Genomic DNA, 17,285 nt, shown 5'->3' with positions numbered 1-17,285 from the left:
GTGGGTGAAATTGGAGGAATGGCACATGACTGAATCTCGGGATTATGCAATCCGCGTGACGGCATTGGAGGGCCAGGTGCGGGGATTTGCCGCCGTCACCACGGAATTGGTGGGGGATATGCAGGCGAGGCATCACACATGGCCTGTCGTCAGTGCTGCCCTGGGTCGGACAGCGACGGCAGCGGCCATGATGGGAATGATGATGAAAAATGACCGGGACCGCCTCACCATCCAGGTACAGGGGGATGGTCCCATCGGCCAGGTGGTGGTGGATGCCGATGCTCACGGCCATGTGCGGGGATATGTCTCCAACCCTGCCGTCGATCTGCCTCTCAACGCGGTGGGGAAGCTGGACGTGGCGGGAGCCGTCGGTGCCGGTACCCTGAATGTGGTGAAGGATCTCGGATTAAAGGAGCCCTACCGCGGCAGCGTCCGTCTCGTTTCGGGCGAGTTGGGGGATGACTTTACTTACTATCTGACCGTATCCGAACAGGTCCCCTCCTCGGTGGGAGTGGGGGTATTGGTGGACCGGGACGCCACCATCCTGGCCTCGGGCGGTTTCATCATCCAGGTGATGCCCGAAGCGGATAACGCCATCATCGGTCAATTGGAAAACCGGATCGCCCATATGCCAGCACTGACGAAGCTGCTGCAAAAGGGGGCGACCCCGGAAGATCTGTTGTCGCGGATTCTGGGAGATGACATGCGCGTCAACGCCCGCCAACCCCTCGCTTTTCAATGCGAGTGTTCCAAGGAACGGATTCACCAGACCTTGATCAGTCTGGGGCGGGAGGAGATTGCCAACATCATCCGTGAACAGGGGGAGGCGGAAGTGATCTGCCACTTCTGCAACGAGGCATACCGGATTCCCAGAGCAGAATTGGAAACGCTTTTGGAAGAAGCAAAATGACGGATGCAAACCGACAAACAGACCTGGTGTATGTTACCGGGTCTGTTTGTCATCGGTTTGAAAAAAGTGAATTGACAAAAACCAAGTAAGTTGGTAGGATAAGACCATAAAACCCTACTAACTTGCTTGGGAATGGGAGGAAAACGGAATCATGCGTGTAGCAAATAACATTTTGGAATTGATTGCCCAGACTCCCCTCGTGAAATTGAACCGGATTGTGGGCAAGAGTGACGCCGATGTCTACTTAAAGTTAGAATTTTTCAACCCAGGGAGCAGCGTAAAGGACCGGATCGCCCTCAGCATGGTCGAAGATGCGGAAGAACGCGGTTTGCTGAAACCGGGTTCCACCATTTTGGAACCGACCAGCGGCAACACCGGGATCGGGCTGGCCATGGTGGCTGCGGCCAAAGGGTACCGGGCCCTGTTGGTGATGCCGGACACGATGAGCCTGGAGCGGCGCAATCTCCTGCGTGCTTACGGGGCAGAGCTGGTTCTTACCCCCGGTGCCGAAGGGATGAAAGGGGCGATCGCCAAAGCGGAAGAGATCGCCAAGGAAAACCCGGACTACTTCATGCCGCAACAGTTTAAAAACCAGGCCAACGTCAAAATCCACCGGGAAACCACCGGGCCGGAACTGCTGGAACAGATGGACGGCAAGATTGACGCCTTTGTTTCCGGGATCGGTACCGGCGGCACCATCACCGGTGCGGGCCGGGTGCTGAAAGACCACAACCCGGACACCCATATCGTCGCTGTCGAACCGGCTGCTTCCCCGGTCCTCTCCGGCGGAAAGCCCGGCCCTCATAAAATCCAAGGGATCGGTGCCGGCTTTGCTCCCGATATTCTGGATACGGAGATTTACGATGAAGTCATCACCGTGGACAACGAGGAAGCTTTTGAGTGGTCCCGCCGGATGGCCAAAGAAGAGGGCATCCTGGGCGGCATCTCCTCCGGCGCCGCCGTGGCCGCCGCGGTCAAAGTGGCCCGCCGCCTGGGTGAAGGCAAGCGCGTAGTCGCCGTCATCCCCAGCAACGGCGAACGCTACCTCACCACGGCACTGTTTAACTTTGAACAAGAGTAATGTCGGATTCAACGGCCCCTGCGGGGGCTTTTTTATATAGGCATGAGAGAACAGGAGTCGGCCTTCTTCCGTTACGGAATCCGTACACATGAGAGGGTTCCGGTTGATCCTTGTATCCATACGGGTAACACTCATCCTACCAAATCCAACGATTCCCCGCCATGGCCGGGGAAAACCGGTTTTCCCCACCTTTCTTCCCAAGCAAAATTGTTGTAAACTGATGGGAGAACTTCGCCGGGGTCTTGTCCGCGGGAAAGCGACTAGTGGAGGGAGGCTTGGTTTTCCGGCGGAGTCGACTCTGCCACGCATAGCGAGACCTGGGAACGTAAAGTGACCAAGGCGAGACTTGTGCTCTATGAGTGCATGGAGCGAAGACGGAAAACCAAGCCGACCGACCCGTCAACGTCATGAATCAAGAAAACAGATCAGAGTCCCTGATGGGGCACGAGGTCTTGGTCCGCTCAACTCCTCCGTAAGCGGGGATCATGTACAGTGGGTGGACCCATCCTGATCAGTCGAGTGGAGACGAGAAGAGAGGAGACGAGAAGTATGATATTGGTGATCGATAACTACGACAGTTTCACCTACAACTTGGTGCAATACCTGGGCGAGCTGGGGGAAGAGGTCGAAGTGTTTCGCAACGACCGCATCACCCTGGAGGAGATTGAAGCGAAGCAGCCGGAAGCCCTTTTAATTTCCCCCGGACCGGGCAACCCCGATGAGGCCGGCATCAGCTTGGCCGTCGTGCGCCGGTTTGCGGGACACATTCCCATTTTGGGTGTTTGCCTGGGACACCAGACCATCGCCCAGGCATTCGGCGGCCGCATCGTACGCGCATCCCGTCTGATGCACGGCAAGACATCCCTGGTGCACCACGATTCCAAAACCATGTTTCGGGGATTACCGTCCCCTTTGAATGTAAACCGATACCACTCCCTGATCGTCGATCGCGACTTGCTTCCGGACTGCCTGGAAATCAGCGCGAAAACGGAGGAAGGGGAGATTATGGCCTTGCGCCACCGTCAGTTGCCGGTGGAAGGGGTGCAATTCCATCCGGAATCGATCCTGACGGAATCCGGCAAACCGATGTTGGCCCGCTTTTTGGAGAGCCACCGGCCCAGTGCCGCCCCGGCCGGTTGACATCACTACGAAAAGGAGCTGCCCGTTATGACCCTGCAAACTACGTATCGTCCAAGCACCCACCGGGGGCCGTTGCGGGTGGGCCCCTACCGGTTGCCCCTTCATGAGCGTACCCTGGTGATGGGCATCCTGAACGTCACCCCCGATTCCTTTTCCGACGGGGGAGAGTACAACCGTGTCGACCGGGCGGTGGCCCATGCACGCCAGATGGCGGCCGAAGGAGCCGATCTCATCGACGTGGGCGGGGAATCCACCCGCCCCCAAGCGGTTCCGGTCTCCCAGGATGAGGAGCTCTCCCGAGTGATCCCTATCATCCAGGCGCTGGCTCCGGTGATGGACCGTCCGCTCTCGATTGATACCTATAAAGCCGAGGTTGCTTGGCAAGCGATTCAGGCGGGTGCTCACCTCATCAATGATGTATGGGGGTTTAAGAAAGATCCGGATATGGCCCGGGTGGCGGCGGAATGGGATGTGCCTGTCATCCTGATGCACAACCGGGAAGAGGCCGTCTACACCGATCTGATCGCCGACATCCGCCGCGATTTGCTGGAGAGCGTCGCGATCGCCAAAGCCGCCGGGGTAAAGGAAGAGCGTATCATTCTGGATCCGGGAATTGGCTTCGGCAAGCGTTATGAGGACAATCTGAAGGTGATGGCCCATCTGGAGGAGATCGTGGATCTGGGTTACCCGGTGCTGCTGGGTACCAGCCGGAAGTCGATGGTGGGGATCGCACTGGATCTGCCCGTGGAGGAACGGGTGGAAGGAACCGGGGCTACCGTCACCCTGGGGATCGCTAAAGGATGCGGGATTGTCCGTGTTCATGACGTTCGCGCGATGGTCCGGGTGGCTCGGATGACGGATGCGATGGTCCGGGCGCGGGCTTAAGGAGGGGGTTCCTTGGATACCATCTTTTTTGAACAGATGGCGTTTTACGCGTATCACGGAGCCTTTGCCGAGGAAAACAAACTGGGCCAGCGCTTTCTGGTCGACCTGGAGCTGAAGCTGGATTTATCGGACGCCGCCCGAAACGATGATCTGGAGAAGACCATCGATTACGGCCTCGTCTATCAGGCGGTAAAAGCGGAAGTGGAAGAACAGACCTACGCCTTGGTGGAGGCGGTGGCGGAACGGGTGGCGGATCGCCTTCTGTCTGATTTTCTCCTGCTGGAAGAAGTCAGAGTGAAGGTGACCAAACCGGATCCCCCCATTCCCGGCCACTATCGTGCGGTCGGGGTGGAATTATACCGGAGGCGCTCATGACCCGCGCGTTTATCGGCTTGGGCACCAATTTAGGGGAGCGGACGGCCAACCTGAAGGAAGCGTTGACACGCCTGGACCGGCAGGAGGGGATCCGGGTGGTCCGGGTGTCCCGCATATACGAAACCAAGCCGGTGGGCCTGTTGGAGCAGCCGGACTTTCTCAACCGATGTGCGGAAGTGGAGACTTCTCTCTCTCCTGCGGAATTATTGGCTGCGATGTTGAGAGTGGAACGGGATCTGCACCGAGTGCGGACGATCCGATGGGGGCCGCGGACGATTGATTTGGACTTGTTGCTGATGGGGGATCAGGTGATCCGGGAACCGTCTCTGACCGTTCCCCATCCGCGCATGACGGAACGTGCCTTTGTCCTGATTCCGCTTAAGGAAATCGCAAGCGATGTGGTGATACCGCCCACCGGACGGACCGTGGGCCAATGGGCGGAGGAAGTGCCCGACAGGGATCACGTGCGACCGATCTCCTGTGACGGGCAGACAGAAAAAAACGATTCCAGACGGGGAGGGGTGATACCATGACGAAAACCTTAAAAATCGGGCCGGTAGAAACGGCCAACAACGTGGTGCTGGCTCCGATGGCTGGCGTTTGCAACCCGGCCTTCCGCCTGATTGCCAAGGAATTCGGCTGCGGGTTGGTCTGTGCCGAGATGGTGAGCGACCGCGCCATCTTAAACGGCAACCAGCGCACCCAGCAGATGCTGTACGTGGATGAGCGGGAAAAACCCCTCAGCTTACAGATCGTCGGCGGGGATCGGGAGACGCTGGTGGAGGCCGCCAAAATCGTCGATCAGCAGACCAACGCCGATATTATCGATATCAACATGGGTTGCCCGGTGCCCAAGGTGACCAAGTGCGAGGCGGGAGCCCGTCTGCTGTTGGACCCCGGCAAAATTGAGACGATCGTCTCCGCTGTGGTGGCGGCGGTGAGCAAACCGGTGACGGTGAAGATGCGGATCGGCTGGGATGATGAACACATCTACGCCGTCGAAAACGCCAAGGCGGTGGAACGGGCCGGCGGTCAAGCCGTAGCCGTCCACGGGCGCACCCGGGTGCAGATGTATACGGGTAAAGCGGACTGGGACATCATCCGACAGGTGAAGGAAGCCGTCGACATCCCCGTGATCGGCAACGGCGATGTCGCAAGTCCCGAAGACGCCAAGCGGATGCTGGAGTTGACCGGCTGCGACGGCGTCATGATCGGCCGAGCCGCTCTGGGCAATCCGTGGATGCTGTATCGGACCGTTCACTATCTGACGACCGGTGAACTGCTGCCGGAGCCAAAGCCGCGGGAGAAGATCGAGATCGCCCTGGTGCACATGGATCGCCTGATCCGGCTGCGGGGGGAAGAAGTGGCCGTCCGCGAGATGCGCAAGCACGCCGCCTGGTACCTGCGCGGCATGCGCGGCGCCGCCAAGATCAAGGATCGGGTCAACGAGCAGGTGAGCCGTGACGGAATGACCGAGGTGCTGCTGGGCTTTATCGAGGAGCTGGAAGCCCGCGAAGGCAAACGGGTCATCCCCGCCTGATGACAGATCTTTCAGTCCGAGGAATTTCTTGTGAATGGATGTACTCAATGGGTTTGTCCAATCAAGTAAAACGGCGCTTAAAAACGGGTTCGAATGTGCTCTAAGAGCCGATATGGTTAGAAAGCGGGGAGGGTGGTGGGGTGTCGCAGATCCTTTGCACTCACAGAGCACAAGTCTCGCCTGGGTCACTTCGCTCCCGGTCTCGCTATGCGCTTTTTGCAAGAGATCGGAGACGCCCTACCACCCGGCCGCCCACTCCAATCAAAAGGAAGAACAAAGCTGCCCATAGGGGCTTAGGATATGCCCTTGGGACCCGTTTCCAGTCTTATTCTATCTATTATTCAGTTTGCGTAAGCCAGGCTTTGAGGCCGTTCTGAGGAGTGATCGTGGATCATGAGCGATGAAGCGCGCGTGGACGCGCAGCCAGAAGAACAAAACGAGCTGTTGCGGATCCGGCGGGAGAAGATGGATTCCCTGCGAGAGCGGGGCATCGATCCCTTCGGCCGCAAATTTGAACGGTCCCATACCGCCCGGGAGATCCTGGATGCCTTTGATGCGTTCTCCAAAGAGGAGATCGAAGAAAAAGGCCAGTCCGTCGTGATTGCCGGCCGCCTGGTGGCCAAGCGGAAGCAGGGGAAGGCTTCTTTTGCCCACCTGCAGGATCAGAGCGGACGCATCCAGATCTACGTCCGGAAGGATCAGGTCGGGGAGGAGCAATACGAAACCTTCACCACCGCCGATCTGGGGGACTGGCTGGGGATTTCCGGCACCGTCTTTAAAACCAACCGCGGCGAAACCAGTGTCAAGGCGGCGTCCGTCACCTTCCTGTCCAAGTCGCTGCGTCCCCTGCCGGAGAAATTCCACGGACTGAAGGATGTGGAATTGCGTTACCGCAAACGGTATCTCGACCTGATCATGAATCCGGATGTAAAGGAGACCTTCGTCGCCCGCAGCCGGATCATCAGTACTCTGCGCCGTTGGCTGGATGATCAGGGTTATCTGGAAGTGGAGACGCCTACCCTTCACACGATTCCCGGCGGGGCGGCGGCCCGTCCCTTTATCACCCACCATAACGCGCTGGACCGGGAATTGTTTATGCGGATTGCGATTGAGCTTCATCTGAAGCGCCTGATTGTGGGCGGAATCGAGAAGGTGTACGAGATTGGGCGGGTTTACCGCAACGAAGGGATCTCCACCCGCCACAATCCGGAGTTCACCATGATGGAGCTGTATGAAGCCTACGCCGATTTTGAGGACATCATGGATTTGACCGAGCGCATGATCACCCATGCAGCCCGGGAAGTGAAAGGGACCACCACGTTATCCTACGGCGATCATGTGGTGGAACTGGGACAACCCTGGGCGCGCAGGCACATGGTGGACCTGGTGAAAGAACACACCGGCGTCGACTTCTGGCGGCAGATGAGCGATGAAGAGGCCCATGCCCTCGCTGAGGAACACGGCGTGGACGTGAAACCGTCCATGACGTTCGGCCATATCGTCAATGAATTTTTTGAGCAAAAGGTGGAGGAACACCTGATTCAGCCCACCTTTGTCTATGGTCACCCGGTGGCGATCTCCCCGCTGGCCAAGAAGAATGACGACGATCCCCGCTTCACTGATCGCTTTGAGTTATTTATCGTCGGTCGGGAGCATGCCAATGCATTCACTGAGCTGAACGACCCCGTGGACCAACGGGAGCGCTTTGAAGCCCAGGTGAAGGAGAAGGCCCAAGGGAACGATGAGGCCCATCCCATGGATGAAGATTTCCTGGAAGCGCTGGAATACGGGATGCCTCCCACCGGCGGTCTCGGGATCGGGATTGACCGGTTGGTGATGCTGTTCACAGACAGTCCCTCCATTCGTGATGTCCTGTTGTTCCCGGTGATGCGGGATCAAGGCTGAGAAGGCCGCAGCTGGACATCGGTTCGACAACGCCCCTCGTCACCCATGCGGGGGGCTTTTCTCTCCCGTTGACAGCATGAAAATTCGGACGACCGACTGGACAAAAAAGCGGGGTTTGAGGAAGGGGGATGCGGGTGGTGGTCGAAGGGGTACTCGCTTTCTTCATGACTGGTGGGTTAATCGGTTATCTGGGGTTGGAGGGAAGGGCGAGCGGGGCGGTGCGGCGAGTGTGCCTGACCGTCTCCTTGGTCGGTGTAGTCCTGGGGATCTTGTGGTCCCCGCGCTTTTTGATTTATGTAGGGGCGGCGGCATTTTTCGGAGGAATCATCACGTACTCCCGGATTGCCGGTGATGAAGAAGAGACCGCCTCGATGGAATTGGAGAGACGCAAAATGGTATCAAAAGGGAGCGTTCCTTATCGGTGACGCTCCCTTTTGACGTCTCGCAGCCGGTCGGGGAAATTGGTGCAGATGGCATCCACGCCCCAGTCCATCAATTGGCGCATCTTCTTTTTGCGGTTGACCGTATAGGCATGGATCCGCAATCCTTCGCGGTGGGCGCGCCGGATGTCGTCCCGCTCCATCCGCCGTTGATGATAACCGATGGCGTCGGCATAATCGGCGATTTGCTGTAGCCCGGGGCGGGAGAGGGAGCCCGCTTCCCGGAAGTGGATCAGCTGAACCAGCGTGAGCCGGGGGTGGGACTGCCGGATTCGTTTTAACACATGGGGATCAAAGGACTGGATCATGACCCGTTCCGGCTGGTGACGGGGGAGCAACCCGTGTCGTTTCAACGTATCCAGCACCTGTTTTTCCACCCCGACGGGCAACCCTTCCTTGATCTCGATACAAAAACGGCCCTGTTTTCCCTGGGAAAGCAGCACTTCCTCCAGGGTAGGGATGCGGGCTCCCCGATACGAAACCGTCTGCTTTGGATGGGTGGCGTCAAACCAGGAGCCGGCATCCAGCCGTTTCAACTGGCTCAGGGTGAGATTTTTTACCGCTCCTTGCCCATTGGTGGTTCGGTTTACGCTCTTGTCGTGGATCACCGCCAACTCCCCGTCCCGGGTTTGGTGCACATCCAACTCGATCCAATCGGCTCCCATGCGGTTTGCCAGGCGGAAAGCGGGCAGTGTCGATTCCGGTGCATGCCCGGAAGCTCCCCGGTGGGCGATGTTTTCAGTCGCGGGTGAAGAAGGGAGAGCGACCGCCTCGGCCGGTGCGGGCGTAAGTACGCCCCATCCCCCCTTTACTGCCACTACTGCCGCCGTGATCCACAGCAGTCCCTTCCATCCCCGGTTTCCGCCGTTTGTTTTCATGCGTTCCGATTCCTCCCATCGTCTGTCTTCCCGCTTAGGATGTACGGGCTTTTTTCATTTATGTGGAGTGGCAGGATCTCGCCTGTTTACATAGAATTGTAATAATACGAATATTTCCAATCGTTTATCTGCGATTCATAGTGGATCTCCATCCAGGAGATTTGGGACATTCACAGGGTCTGTCTGATGATTTGGTTCAGACACGCCCTAATCAAAGGGAGCGATGACATGGGTAAAGGAAAGCGCATGGCTGGTTGGTCGCTGGTCTTGTTGTTGGTTTTTTCACTGGCGCTGCCCGGTGTCTCCGTTGCCGAGGGAACGATGCCCCCCTCAGGGGACAAACAGGTGGACGTGGGGCGAAACGGCATGGTGGTGACCGCTACTGAGGAAGCCTCCCGTGTAGGAGCCCATGTGCTGCGTAAAGGCGGAAACGCGGTGGATGCCGCCGTCGCCATCCAGTTTGCGCTGCAAGTGTCAGAGCCGATGATGTCCGGCATCGGCGGGGGCGGATTTATGATGGTTTACGAGAAAAGGAGGGACCGCGTCACCATCATCGACAGCCGCGAGCGCGCCCCGGCGGGGGCGACTCCCGACATGTTCCTGGATGAAAACGGGCGCATCATTCCCTTTGCCGTCCGATCCACACACGGCAACGCCGTCGGCGTGCCCGGCACCCTGATGGGACTGGATACGGCCCTGAAGCGGTGGGGGACTCGGCCCATGGCCGAGTTGATCCAGCCCTCCATCCGCATGGCGGACAGAGGTGTGCGGGTCAACCGCGTGCTGGCCCAGGCGATCCAGGACCACCAGGAAAAATTGTCCCGCACCCCGGCCAAAGACGTCTTTCTGCCTGACGGGGAGCCCTTACAAGAAGGGGACCGGCTGGTGCAAAAAGATCTGGCCAAAACCTTCCGCACGATCCAGTGGTATGGACCGAGTGTTTTCTACCGCGGAAAGATCGGGGCGAAAATCGCCGATACCGTCCAGGAGTACGGCGGCACCATGACCCGGGCCGACCTGGCCCGCTATCGCCTCACCATCGATGAACCGGTGCGCGGCAGCTTCCAGGGATACGAGATCGTCACCATGCCTCCGCCCAGCTCCGGCGGCATTACGGCCCTCCAGATCCTGACCATGCTGGAGGATCAACACATCGGCCAATACGACGTCCGCTCCCCGGAAAAATATCATCTCTTTGCCGAGGCCAGCCGCCTGGCCTACGCCGACCGTGGAACCTACATCGGGGATCCCGCCTTCGTCACCGTCCCCCAGCGCGGCATGCTCCACCCCGACTACTTACGGGAGCGGTCCGCCCTCATCGATCGGGAGCAGGCCAATCCCCACGTAGAGCCGGGAGACCCCTGGGCGTATCAGGGCGGCTCTGCCACAGGGGAAGCCACTCGGCAAGAGGATGACCGGCCCGGCGGCGAAACCACCCACTTCACCGTCGCCGACCGCTGGGGCAACCTGGTCTCCTACACCACCACCATCGAGCAGCTCTTCGGCACCGGCATCATGGTACCCGGCACCGGCATCCTGCTGAACAACGAGCTGACCGACTTTGACGCCCGCCCCGGCGGCCCCAACGAAGTCCAGCCCGGCAAACGGCCCATGAGTTCCATGACCCCCACCATCGTCTTTCAGGGCGGCAACCCCGTCATGACCGTCGGTTCCCCGGGCGGCCCCACCATCATCGCCTCCGTCGCCCAGACGATCCTAAACGTCCTGGAATACGACATGGCCTTAAAAGACGCCATCGAGGAACCCCGCATCTACACCAACGCCTATCCCAACATCCGCTGGGAGCCCGGCATCCCCGATGACGTTCGCGCCGACCTGGAAGCCCGCGGCCACCGCTTCGAAGCCGCTCCTCGGGACATCGGCAACGTCAACGCCATCTGGATCGACCCCGCCACTGGCCTCTACCACGGCGCGGCCGACTCCACCCGGGAAGGCGTAGCAATCGGGATCGGGGGGAAACGGCCGAGGAGATGAGAATGGAGGAAGCCACCCAACCGGGTGGCTTTCGCTATGAAGTTATGAATGGAAGCAGAGAATGAAAAATGCACTACCTATTTATAAAAGGGACTGGCTTCACTTTATGATTAGGTACCTGGAATATGTGAAAAGATATGATTCGAATAGAAACCGCTGACATTTTTCTTTTTAATGATAGTCTATTGGTCCTAATTTTCATTTTCCCTCTTGCTTTTTCCAGTTGATTGGGAATATAATTGCCTGTGTAATAAGCAATGGTTTCCAAAAATGTGACGCAACCAAAGGATGAACGAACTTGGCGGAACACGTATTATATTGGATTCTCATCGGACTATTAATTGCAGCAACCGTTACCGATTTGAGAGAGAGACTCATCTACGACCGCTTTGTCTTAATCGGAGTGGCCGCCGCAGTAATCATCCGAATGTTTCACCGCCCGGAACCCTGGTGGAACTACATATTGACCGGAGTCATCGTGCTCATCGTGTTAACAGTCATCGCAGCTTTGACAAACGAACGTTCCATCGGCGGCGGAGATGTAAAGCTGTTCGCTATGATCGGGTTGGCGGTGGGATGGGAGCCGTTTTTGTCGATCTTTTTGTTGTCTCATGTGTTGGCGGCGGTTGTGGTGTTTGGCGTGAAGCTTTTCCGGTGGTCCAGTGTAGGCAAGCATACCGAATTTCCGTTTGCCCCGTTTATATTGGCGGCAGTTTTAGTGGTTTACTGGTTTCAGTGATATTACAGGGGTGTTCATTTAGAAATATTGGGTTTGCTCATTGCTTTGCACTGTTGTAGCTTCTGATAATCTAATATTTCAAATTGAATCTCTGTATTTACAAATCCTTATGATAAGCAGGTGTCCAAAAGAATGCAAGACGCAAAGCGCAGAGCCATCATTTTTCTCATATTAGCACTGGGTTTAGCGGCGATCGCGGGCTTTATGTTCATGCAAAAGGTGAGTGCGGTCGATTCACGACTGGGGAACCACGCAACAGTGTATGTGGCGGCGAAGGACATTTCGTCCAGGGAGCCTTTATCCTCAGAACACTTCAAAGAGGTGAAAGTCCCTGTCCAATATGTTCAGGAATCGGCTGTAACCGATTTGAATCAGATTCAATTGGGGGATTACCCCTACTCCATTGATCGCTTAATTTCGATTTCTCCTATGGAAGAAGGAGACTTGCTTACCCGAAATATTTTAAAATCACAGTCGTTCCTAACAGCCAATGATAAACGGATGGTAACGCTGGCTCAGTCGGACCGTGTGAAGTTTGATGGATCACTAGAAGTGAACGACCGCGTTGATATTGTCGTTTCAAACAGAAGTAACGGTAATGTAAAAACCAGTGTTTTTATGAGAGATGTTCCGGTAGTGGCCATGACAGGGGATGGGAAAGGGATCGGGCTGGAGATGACCCTTAAAGAAGCCGAGAAGCTGATTCATGAAGAAAACTTTGCTGTATCCATCCGTGTCTTAAAAGCTCCCAGCGAAGGGTCGAAGAAAAGGAGATCTTCCGATCAAGAGAAAGAAGGAAATGAACAGCAAGGAGCACCTCCATCCACTGAGGATGGCAGCCAACAAAATGAGAATCACCCTCACACCTCTCCTTCTGATGAAGGGGATACCGTTGACCCCAATAATTCAAATGGAGAAAATCAAGATTCCGGTTTGTAACGAGACCATGAAGTAGGAGGTTGGACCGTTTCATGCCAGTTCAACATAAACTTCTCATCGTCAGTGAAGATAAGAATCAAGCAGAAGATTTACGTTCCAAAGTGGCTACCAAGTTTCCTAAGAACCATTGTCTGGAGTCAAGTGAAGTGCGAAAAGAAATCGTTCGATTAAAACCAGACATCGTCGTGTTGCATGAACAAAAAAGCGGGAACAGCGTTCAACTGATTCCGTATATATCCCGAGAGGTTCCCGACGCTTTGATCGTATACTTGACGGAACGGCGAGACCCTTTACGTACAAGGGATGTGAACCGGGCGGGAGCATTCGACATCTTATTTTTGCCGGAAGAAATACAAGCGCTGGAAGACGTATTGGGCAGAGCGGTCCGTGCCTTAGAGAGTCAAAGTGTGAAAGATGAAGCAGCTGCCAGCTTTTCCTGGGCACAAGGAAAGGTGATGGCTTTTTACAGCGGAAAAGGGGGACAAGGCAGAAGTTTGGTCACTTCCACACTCGCCCAGACCATCGGCTTGGACTCCAACTCCAGCGTTCTCTTAGTGGATCTTAACCTTCAGTATGGGGGCATTGAAACGATTCTTCAATTGACTAGTGATCGCCATATCTATGATCTAGATCCGGTATTGCAGGAGTTGAATGACAACCATATTCGCAGTGTCACCGTGGTAGAGCCAAAATCGCAAATCGAGGTTCTGGCAAGTCCGGGGAGCGCGGAAATAGCGGAACAAGTAACAGAAGAGCACGTGGAGCGCCTGTTGCGTACGGCCCGATTGTATTATGACTACATCTTGGTTGATCTGCCTTCCGAGATGACGCCGATTAATTACACGGTATTAGAAGAAGCGGATCAGATCGGGTATGTGATGATTCCCGATATGCTTTCCATGACGGCTTTAAACAGTGTGTTGGATCTCTTCTCGAAATTGGGGATTGATCCAGCCAACCGCCTGAACTTAATTCTAAATCGAATGAGCCGTGAGACAGAGTTAACGCAAAAAGATGTTTCGAAACACTTTCCGTATCCTGTTATTGCTTCATTGCGCGACGACAATAAACGGACTCAGCAGATTTTGAATCAGGGTAAGCTGATTCGATCGTCACGTAGCGAGCGGGGTTTGTCCTTATTTGCTCGCGATGTTCAGAAATTGGCTCGTTGGCTTTTGACCATGGATTCCATGAAGTCCGCTTAGGAGGGGCCGAACTTGTCACTTTTTTCTCATGCTCGAAAAAACAACAAACGAAAAAAGACGGAACGGGAACAATCCAATGCCCCCTCTACTTCTATGCATGACACCCAATTGGATCAACTGGCGAAACATTTTAAGACCCGTCTGTTGAGAGAGACGGATCTGGAAAAGTTGACTCAGATGCCGTCCGCCGAACTGAGGGTTACGTTGGACCGGCTGATCGGGCGATATCTAGCGGACGAACAAGTTGTGATCACACAACATGGTCGTGAGCGGTTGATCTCCCGCATCATTAATGAATCCGTCGGTTATGGGCCGTTAGAGTCATTGCTGGAAGATGAGGATATTACGGAAATTGTGGTGAATGGACCCAATGAAGTGTTTTATGAAAAGAAGGGACAGCTTCATAAAACCGACATTCAATTTCGGGATGAGGAAGCCCTGCGCCATGTGATCGACCGGATCGTTGCTCCTATTGGCCGTCGAATCGATGTCAGCTCTCCGATGGTGGATGCCCGATTACCCGATGGCTCCCGTGTGAATGCCGTTATCCCTCCCATCAGTTTAAAAGGGTCCTTGGTATCCATACGGAAATTTAGAAAAGATCCGATTTCGCTGGATGACTTAATCGGCTTCGGTAGCCTTAATCGGGATATGGGCCAATTTTTGACCAGTTTGGTAAAAGCAAAATTAAATATTATTATCTCCGGCGGTACAGGCAGCGGAAAAACGACCCTGCTAAACGCCTTGGCTTGTTTTATCCCGGAAAATGAACGGATCGTCACCATTGAAGATATGGCCGAGCTTCGGATTCCCCATGGGCATGTAGCAGGGATGGAAGCGCGCCCCTCCAATGTGGAAGGCAAAGGGGAAGTGACCATACGACAATTGGTACGAAACGCACTACGGATGCGGCCTGATCGGATCATCGTTGGGGAAGTGCGGGGATCGGAGGCATTTGACATGTTACAGGCGATGAATACCGGTCATGAAGGTTCACTGACAACGGTGCACTCCAACTCCCCCTCCGATGCCTTAAGTCGTTTGCAAGCGATGGTCATGATGTCGGGGATGGATCTGCCTACCGATATCATCCAGCAGTACTTGGTGGGGGCCATCGATGTCATTATCCAAATCAGTCGTCTGCCCGACGGTCAAAGAAAGATGATGGAAATCGCCGAGATTCATGAGGAACCGGACGGCAGTGTGAAGGTACGGGATATCTTCCAGTACGTTCAGACCAACGTGACGGAAGAGGGAAAAGTAGAAGGATATTTTACAGCCACAGGTACCGTACCCGCCTGTTTGGATCGACTGAAAGCATACGGAGTACCGATGGATCCGGAAGTATTCCGGCCGATGGCCCAGGAGGGTATAACATGACCATCGCCATCCTGGGAGCCGCTTCTGTTTTCAGCTTGTTCATGGTTTTGTTTTATGCCCTGCAATACCGCACGGTAAAAAAACAAACCCACGAAACCATGGGTGAAAAAACCAGCGTCATTGCAGAAGAACGCTTCTCAGAACAGCTTGCGCAAAAAATCGATCAGCAACAATGGGCCAAGCGGCTGGAACCACAATTAAAACGGGCCAGCCTCAAGATTCGCCCCTCCGAATACGGAGCCCTGCTGTTGGCGGTTGGACTATTTCTGTTCTTTCTCCTTTACTATTGGTTGGAAGCACCTTTATGGTTGGGGATCGTGGTCGCAACATCGCTGACCCCGATAGGATCTCGGTTGTTTTTGGCATCGAGGAAGTTTATCTACGTCAATAAGATAAACAACCAGTTATCTGAAACGTGCCGATTGTTGTCCAGTGCGGCAAGGGCAGGCTTATCAATCCCGCAAGGCTTGGAATTGGTGATGCAGGAACTCCCGTCTCCCATCAAGGATGAAGTGGCGATTGTGGTGCGGGAATCGCGGTTGGGCAGGGATTTGGAACATTCGTTGAATGATATGCTCACCCGTGTGTACAGCAGGGATTTGCAGGTGTTTATTAATGCTTTAATCATCCAACGCCGTGCAGGGGGCGATTTGGCTACCGTATTAAATGAAATGGCCAACACCATGGAAGAACGCAAGATAATTAACAAGACCATCGACGCTTCCATCGCTCAAGCACGCTACTCCGCTTACCTGCTTCCGTTGATATCACTGCTGATCGTGATCATGATGAGTCAGATGATTGAAGGATTCTTTGACTTTTTCACGTCTATATTTGGTTTAATTGTTTTAGTCGTTTTCATATTTATGCAGGTTCTAGCATTTTTCTTGATTAAGAAAATCGCCGACATCCGGTTTTAAGAAGGGATAACCATGGATTCCTTTGTATTGTTTCTCCTGATTATCACGATCTGGTTCCTCCTGTTATTCGCAGGGGTCAACTATTTTTTCTACCGCCGTGATTACCAGGAAGTGGACAAGTATTTGGCTAAACGCATCACTCCGCGTAATGTGATGTCGAACGATTTCAGCAAACGAGAGACGCTCCATCGTTGGATGGATGCCATGTCCGATACCGGGAATAAAATCGAATTGTTGAGTGATCCCCAAATCATTGAGAAGGACCTAATCCTGGCGGGTTATCCATATGGGTTAAATACGGACCGTATTCAGGGAGCCAAGGTGCTGGGAGCCATCGGTGGGGGTGGGCTGGGGTTCTTGTTGTACGTGATCGGATTTCCTTTGGGTATGATATTGTTTGTTTTTCTGCCTGTCATGGGATACATGGCACCCATGCTTCTTTTAAAGGTTCTAGCGAAGAAGAGGCAAGAGAAGATGCGATTGGAATTGCCCGACTTCATGGATATGATGAGTATCACTCTCAAAGCGGGCATGGGCTTGGATGAAGCCTTGGCCTACTATGTCACTACAAATAAAGGCCCTTTGAGCGAAGAATTTGCTCGCTTGAACCAAGAAATTCAATTTGGAGTGCAGCGAGAGGCAGCATACCGTTCCTTGATGGAACGGACGACCTCATCGGATCTGGAAGCATTAATTCAAAGCATGATTCAAGCCAACAACCTCGGCACTCCGATTGCGGAAACCTTTGCCCAACAAGCGGAGGAAATGAGACGGATGCGAGCGGAAAGGGCAAAGGAAGCGGCTGGAAAAGCGGCACCCAAAATTTCGTTAGTCAGTGCGTTTGTCATCGCTCCTTCGATTGTGATGCTCATTCTGTCTGCATTTATCTATTCATATTTTGTTACTAGAAACATTTTTGGATAAGAGGAGGTGGTGTTACGAAATAGGGATTA

The 17,285-nt window shown here is 54.7% G+C and carries 17 protein-coding genes; 16 read left to right on the top strand and 1 reads right to left on the bottom strand.

Going from position 1 to position 17,285, the window contains the following annotated elements; genetic code table 11:
- Positions 1-25: 25 nt before the first annotated feature.
- The 9 genes from hslO to JOE21_RS14865 all read left to right on the top strand — a co-directional run bounded on the left by hslO (position 26) and on the right by JOE21_RS14865 (position 8,261).
- On the top strand, positions 26-910 hold the full coding sequence (gene hslO / locus JOE21_RS14905) for an Hsp33 family molecular chaperone HslO (RefSeq protein WP_309867861.1): 885 nt from the start codon (positions 26-28) through the stop codon (positions 908-910).
- A 151-nt stretch (positions 911-1,061) separates the two neighbouring features.
- Positions 1,062-1,991 (top strand): cysteine synthase A, encoded by a 930-nt coding sequence (gene cysK, locus JOE21_RS14900; protein WP_374709388.1) that lies wholly within the window; start codon positions 1,062-1,064, stop codon positions 1,989-1,991.
- A 549-nt stretch (positions 1,992-2,540) separates the two neighbouring features.
- A complete protein-coding gene (locus JOE21_RS14895; protein WP_309867858.1) occupies positions 2,541-3,131 on the top strand; it encodes an anthranilate synthase component II in 591 nt (196 codons plus the stop codon).
- A gap of 27 nt (positions 3,132-3,158) precedes the next feature.
- Positions 3,159-4,016 carry a dihydropteroate synthase gene (gene folP / locus JOE21_RS14890; protein ID WP_309867856.1) on the top strand — a complete coding sequence of 286 codons (858 nt, stop codon included), beginning with the start codon at positions 3,159-3,161 and terminating at the stop codon, positions 4,014-4,016.
- Positions 4,017-4,028: 12 nt separating this feature from the next.
- Positions 4,029-4,391: a dihydroneopterin aldolase gene (gene folB / locus JOE21_RS14885; protein WP_309867854.1), complete on the top strand. Its 363-nt coding sequence runs from the start codon at positions 4,029-4,031 to the stop codon at positions 4,389-4,391.
- Positions 4,388-4,924 carry a 2-amino-4-hydroxy-6-hydroxymethyldihydropteridine diphosphokinase gene (gene folK / locus JOE21_RS14880; RefSeq protein WP_309867851.1) on the top strand — a complete coding sequence of 179 codons (537 nt, stop codon included), beginning with the start codon at positions 4,388-4,390 and terminating at the stop codon, positions 4,922-4,924. The genes folB and folK overlap by 4 nt, the downstream gene beginning before the upstream one ends.
- A complete protein-coding gene (gene dusB / locus JOE21_RS14875; RefSeq protein ID WP_309867848.1) occupies positions 4,921-5,931 on the top strand; it encodes a tRNA dihydrouridine synthase DusB in 1,011 nt (336 codons plus the stop codon). The genes folK and dusB overlap by 4 nt, the downstream gene beginning before the upstream one ends.
- A gap of 393 nt (positions 5,932-6,324) precedes the next feature.
- Positions 6,325-7,836 carry a lysine--tRNA ligase gene (gene lysS / locus JOE21_RS14870; protein WP_309867845.1) on the top strand — a complete coding sequence of 504 codons (1,512 nt, stop codon included), beginning with the start codon at positions 6,325-6,327 and terminating at the stop codon, positions 7,834-7,836.
- Positions 7,837-7,964: 128 nt separating this feature from the next.
- A complete protein-coding gene (locus tag JOE21_RS14865) occupies positions 7,965-8,261 on the top strand; it encodes a hypothetical protein (RefSeq protein WP_309867843.1) in 297 nt (98 codons plus the stop codon).
- Here the strand turns inward: JOE21_RS14865 and JOE21_RS14860 are convergent.
- On the bottom strand, positions 8,252-9,154 hold the full coding sequence (locus JOE21_RS14860; RefSeq protein WP_309867841.1) for a glycerophosphodiester phosphodiesterase family protein: 903 nt from the start codon (positions 9,152-9,154) through the stop codon (positions 8,252-8,254). The genes JOE21_RS14865 and JOE21_RS14860 overlap by 10 nt on opposite strands.
- A 228-nt stretch (positions 9,155-9,382) precedes the next feature.
- Between JOE21_RS14860 and ggt the strand changes: the two genes are divergently transcribed.
- The 7 genes from ggt (at position 9,383) to JOE21_RS14825 (ending at position 17,256) form a co-directional block, all read left to right on the top strand.
- Complete coding sequence (ggt, locus tag JOE21_RS14855) at positions 9,383-11,149, top strand: gamma-glutamyltransferase (protein ID WP_374709387.1); 1,767 nt, start codon at positions 9,383-9,385, stop codon at positions 11,147-11,149.
- A gap of 298 nt (positions 11,150-11,447) precedes the next feature.
- Positions 11,448-11,888 carry a prepilin peptidase gene (locus tag JOE21_RS14850; protein ID WP_309867839.1) on the top strand — a complete coding sequence of 147 codons (441 nt, stop codon included), beginning with the start codon at positions 11,448-11,450 and terminating at the stop codon, positions 11,886-11,888.
- Positions 11,889-12,020: 132 nt separating this feature from the next.
- Positions 12,021-12,827 (top strand): flp pilus assembly protein CpaB, encoded by an 807-nt coding sequence (locus JOE21_RS14845; protein WP_309867836.1) that lies wholly within the window; start codon positions 12,021-12,023, stop codon positions 12,825-12,827.
- Positions 12,828-12,859: 32 nt separating this feature from the next.
- Positions 12,860-14,032 (top strand): CpaE/TadZ family protein, encoded by a 1,173-nt coding sequence (locus tag JOE21_RS14840; RefSeq protein WP_309867834.1) that lies wholly within the window; start codon positions 12,860-12,862, stop codon positions 14,030-14,032.
- A 93-nt stretch (positions 14,033-14,125) separates the two neighbouring features.
- On the top strand, positions 14,126-15,412 hold the full coding sequence (locus tag JOE21_RS14835; protein ID WP_309868012.1) for a TadA family conjugal transfer-associated ATPase: 1,287 nt from the start codon (positions 14,126-14,128) through the stop codon (positions 15,410-15,412).
- On the top strand, positions 15,409-16,332 hold the full coding sequence (locus JOE21_RS14830) for a type II secretion system F family protein (protein WP_309867832.1): 924 nt from the start codon (positions 15,409-15,411) through the stop codon (positions 16,330-16,332). The genes JOE21_RS14835 and JOE21_RS14830 overlap by 4 nt, the downstream gene beginning before the upstream one ends.
- 12 nt (positions 16,333-16,344) lie before the next feature.
- The gene (locus JOE21_RS14825; RefSeq protein WP_309867830.1) at positions 16,345-17,256 is read left to right on the top strand and encodes a type II secretion system F family protein; all 912 of its coding nucleotides are present in this window, start codon (positions 16,345-16,347) and stop codon (positions 17,254-17,256) included.
- Positions 17,257-17,285 lie beyond the last annotated feature (29 nt).

The sequence above is a fragment of the Desmospora profundinema genome, from assembly GCF_031454155.1.
Lineage (GTDB): Bacteria > Bacillota > Bacilli > Thermoactinomycetales > DSM-45169 > Desmospora > Desmospora profundinema.
The sequence above is the reverse complement of the archived record's forward strand: the minus strand, read 5'-3'. Positions and strand labels throughout refer to the sequence as shown.

Coding starts and splice junctions, on each gene's coding strand:
- JOE21_RS14845 (WP_309867836.1), top strand. CDS start 12,021: ATGCAAGACGCAAAGCGCAGAGCCATCATTTTTCTCATATTAGCACTG.
- hslO (WP_309867861.1), top strand. CDS start 26: ATGACTGAATCTCGGGATTATGCAATCCGCGTGACGGCATTGGAGGGC.
- folK (WP_309867851.1), top strand. CDS start 4,388: ATGACCCGCGCGTTTATCGGCTTGGGCACCAATTTAGGGGAGCGGACG.
- JOE21_RS14840 (WP_309867834.1), top strand. CDS start 12,860: ATGCCAGTTCAACATAAACTTCTCATCGTCAGTGAAGATAAGAATCAA.
- JOE21_RS14865 (WP_309867843.1), top strand. CDS start 7,965: ATGCGGGTGGTGGTCGAAGGGGTACTCGCTTTCTTCATGACTGGTGGG.
- dusB (WP_309867848.1), top strand. CDS start 4,921: ATGACGAAAACCTTAAAAATCGGGCCGGTAGAAACGGCCAACAACGTG.
- JOE21_RS14860 (WP_309867841.1), bottom strand. CDS start 9,154: ATGAAAACAAACGGCGGAAACCGGGGATGGAAGGGACTGCTGTGGATC.
- lysS (WP_309867845.1), top strand. CDS start 6,325: ATGAGCGATGAAGCGCGCGTGGACGCGCAGCCAGAAGAACAAAACGAG.
- JOE21_RS14895 (WP_309867858.1), top strand. CDS start 2,541: ATGATATTGGTGATCGATAACTACGACAGTTTCACCTACAACTTGGTG.
- JOE21_RS14825 (WP_309867830.1), top strand. CDS start 16,345: ATGGATTCCTTTGTATTGTTTCTCCTGATTATCACGATCTGGTTCCTC.
- folP (WP_309867856.1), top strand. CDS start 3,159: ATGACCCTGCAAACTACGTATCGTCCAAGCACCCACCGGGGGCCGTTG.
- ggt (WP_374709387.1), top strand. CDS start 9,383: ATGGGTAAAGGAAAGCGCATGGCTGGTTGGTCGCTGGTCTTGTTGTTG.
- JOE21_RS14835 (WP_309868012.1), top strand. CDS start 14,126: ATGCATGACACCCAATTGGATCAACTGGCGAAACATTTTAAGACCCGT.
- JOE21_RS14830 (WP_309867832.1), top strand. CDS start 15,409: ATGACCATCGCCATCCTGGGAGCCGCTTCTGTTTTCAGCTTGTTCATG.
- cysK (WP_374709388.1), top strand. CDS start 1,062: ATGCGTGTAGCAAATAACATTTTGGAATTGATTGCCCAGACTCCCCTC.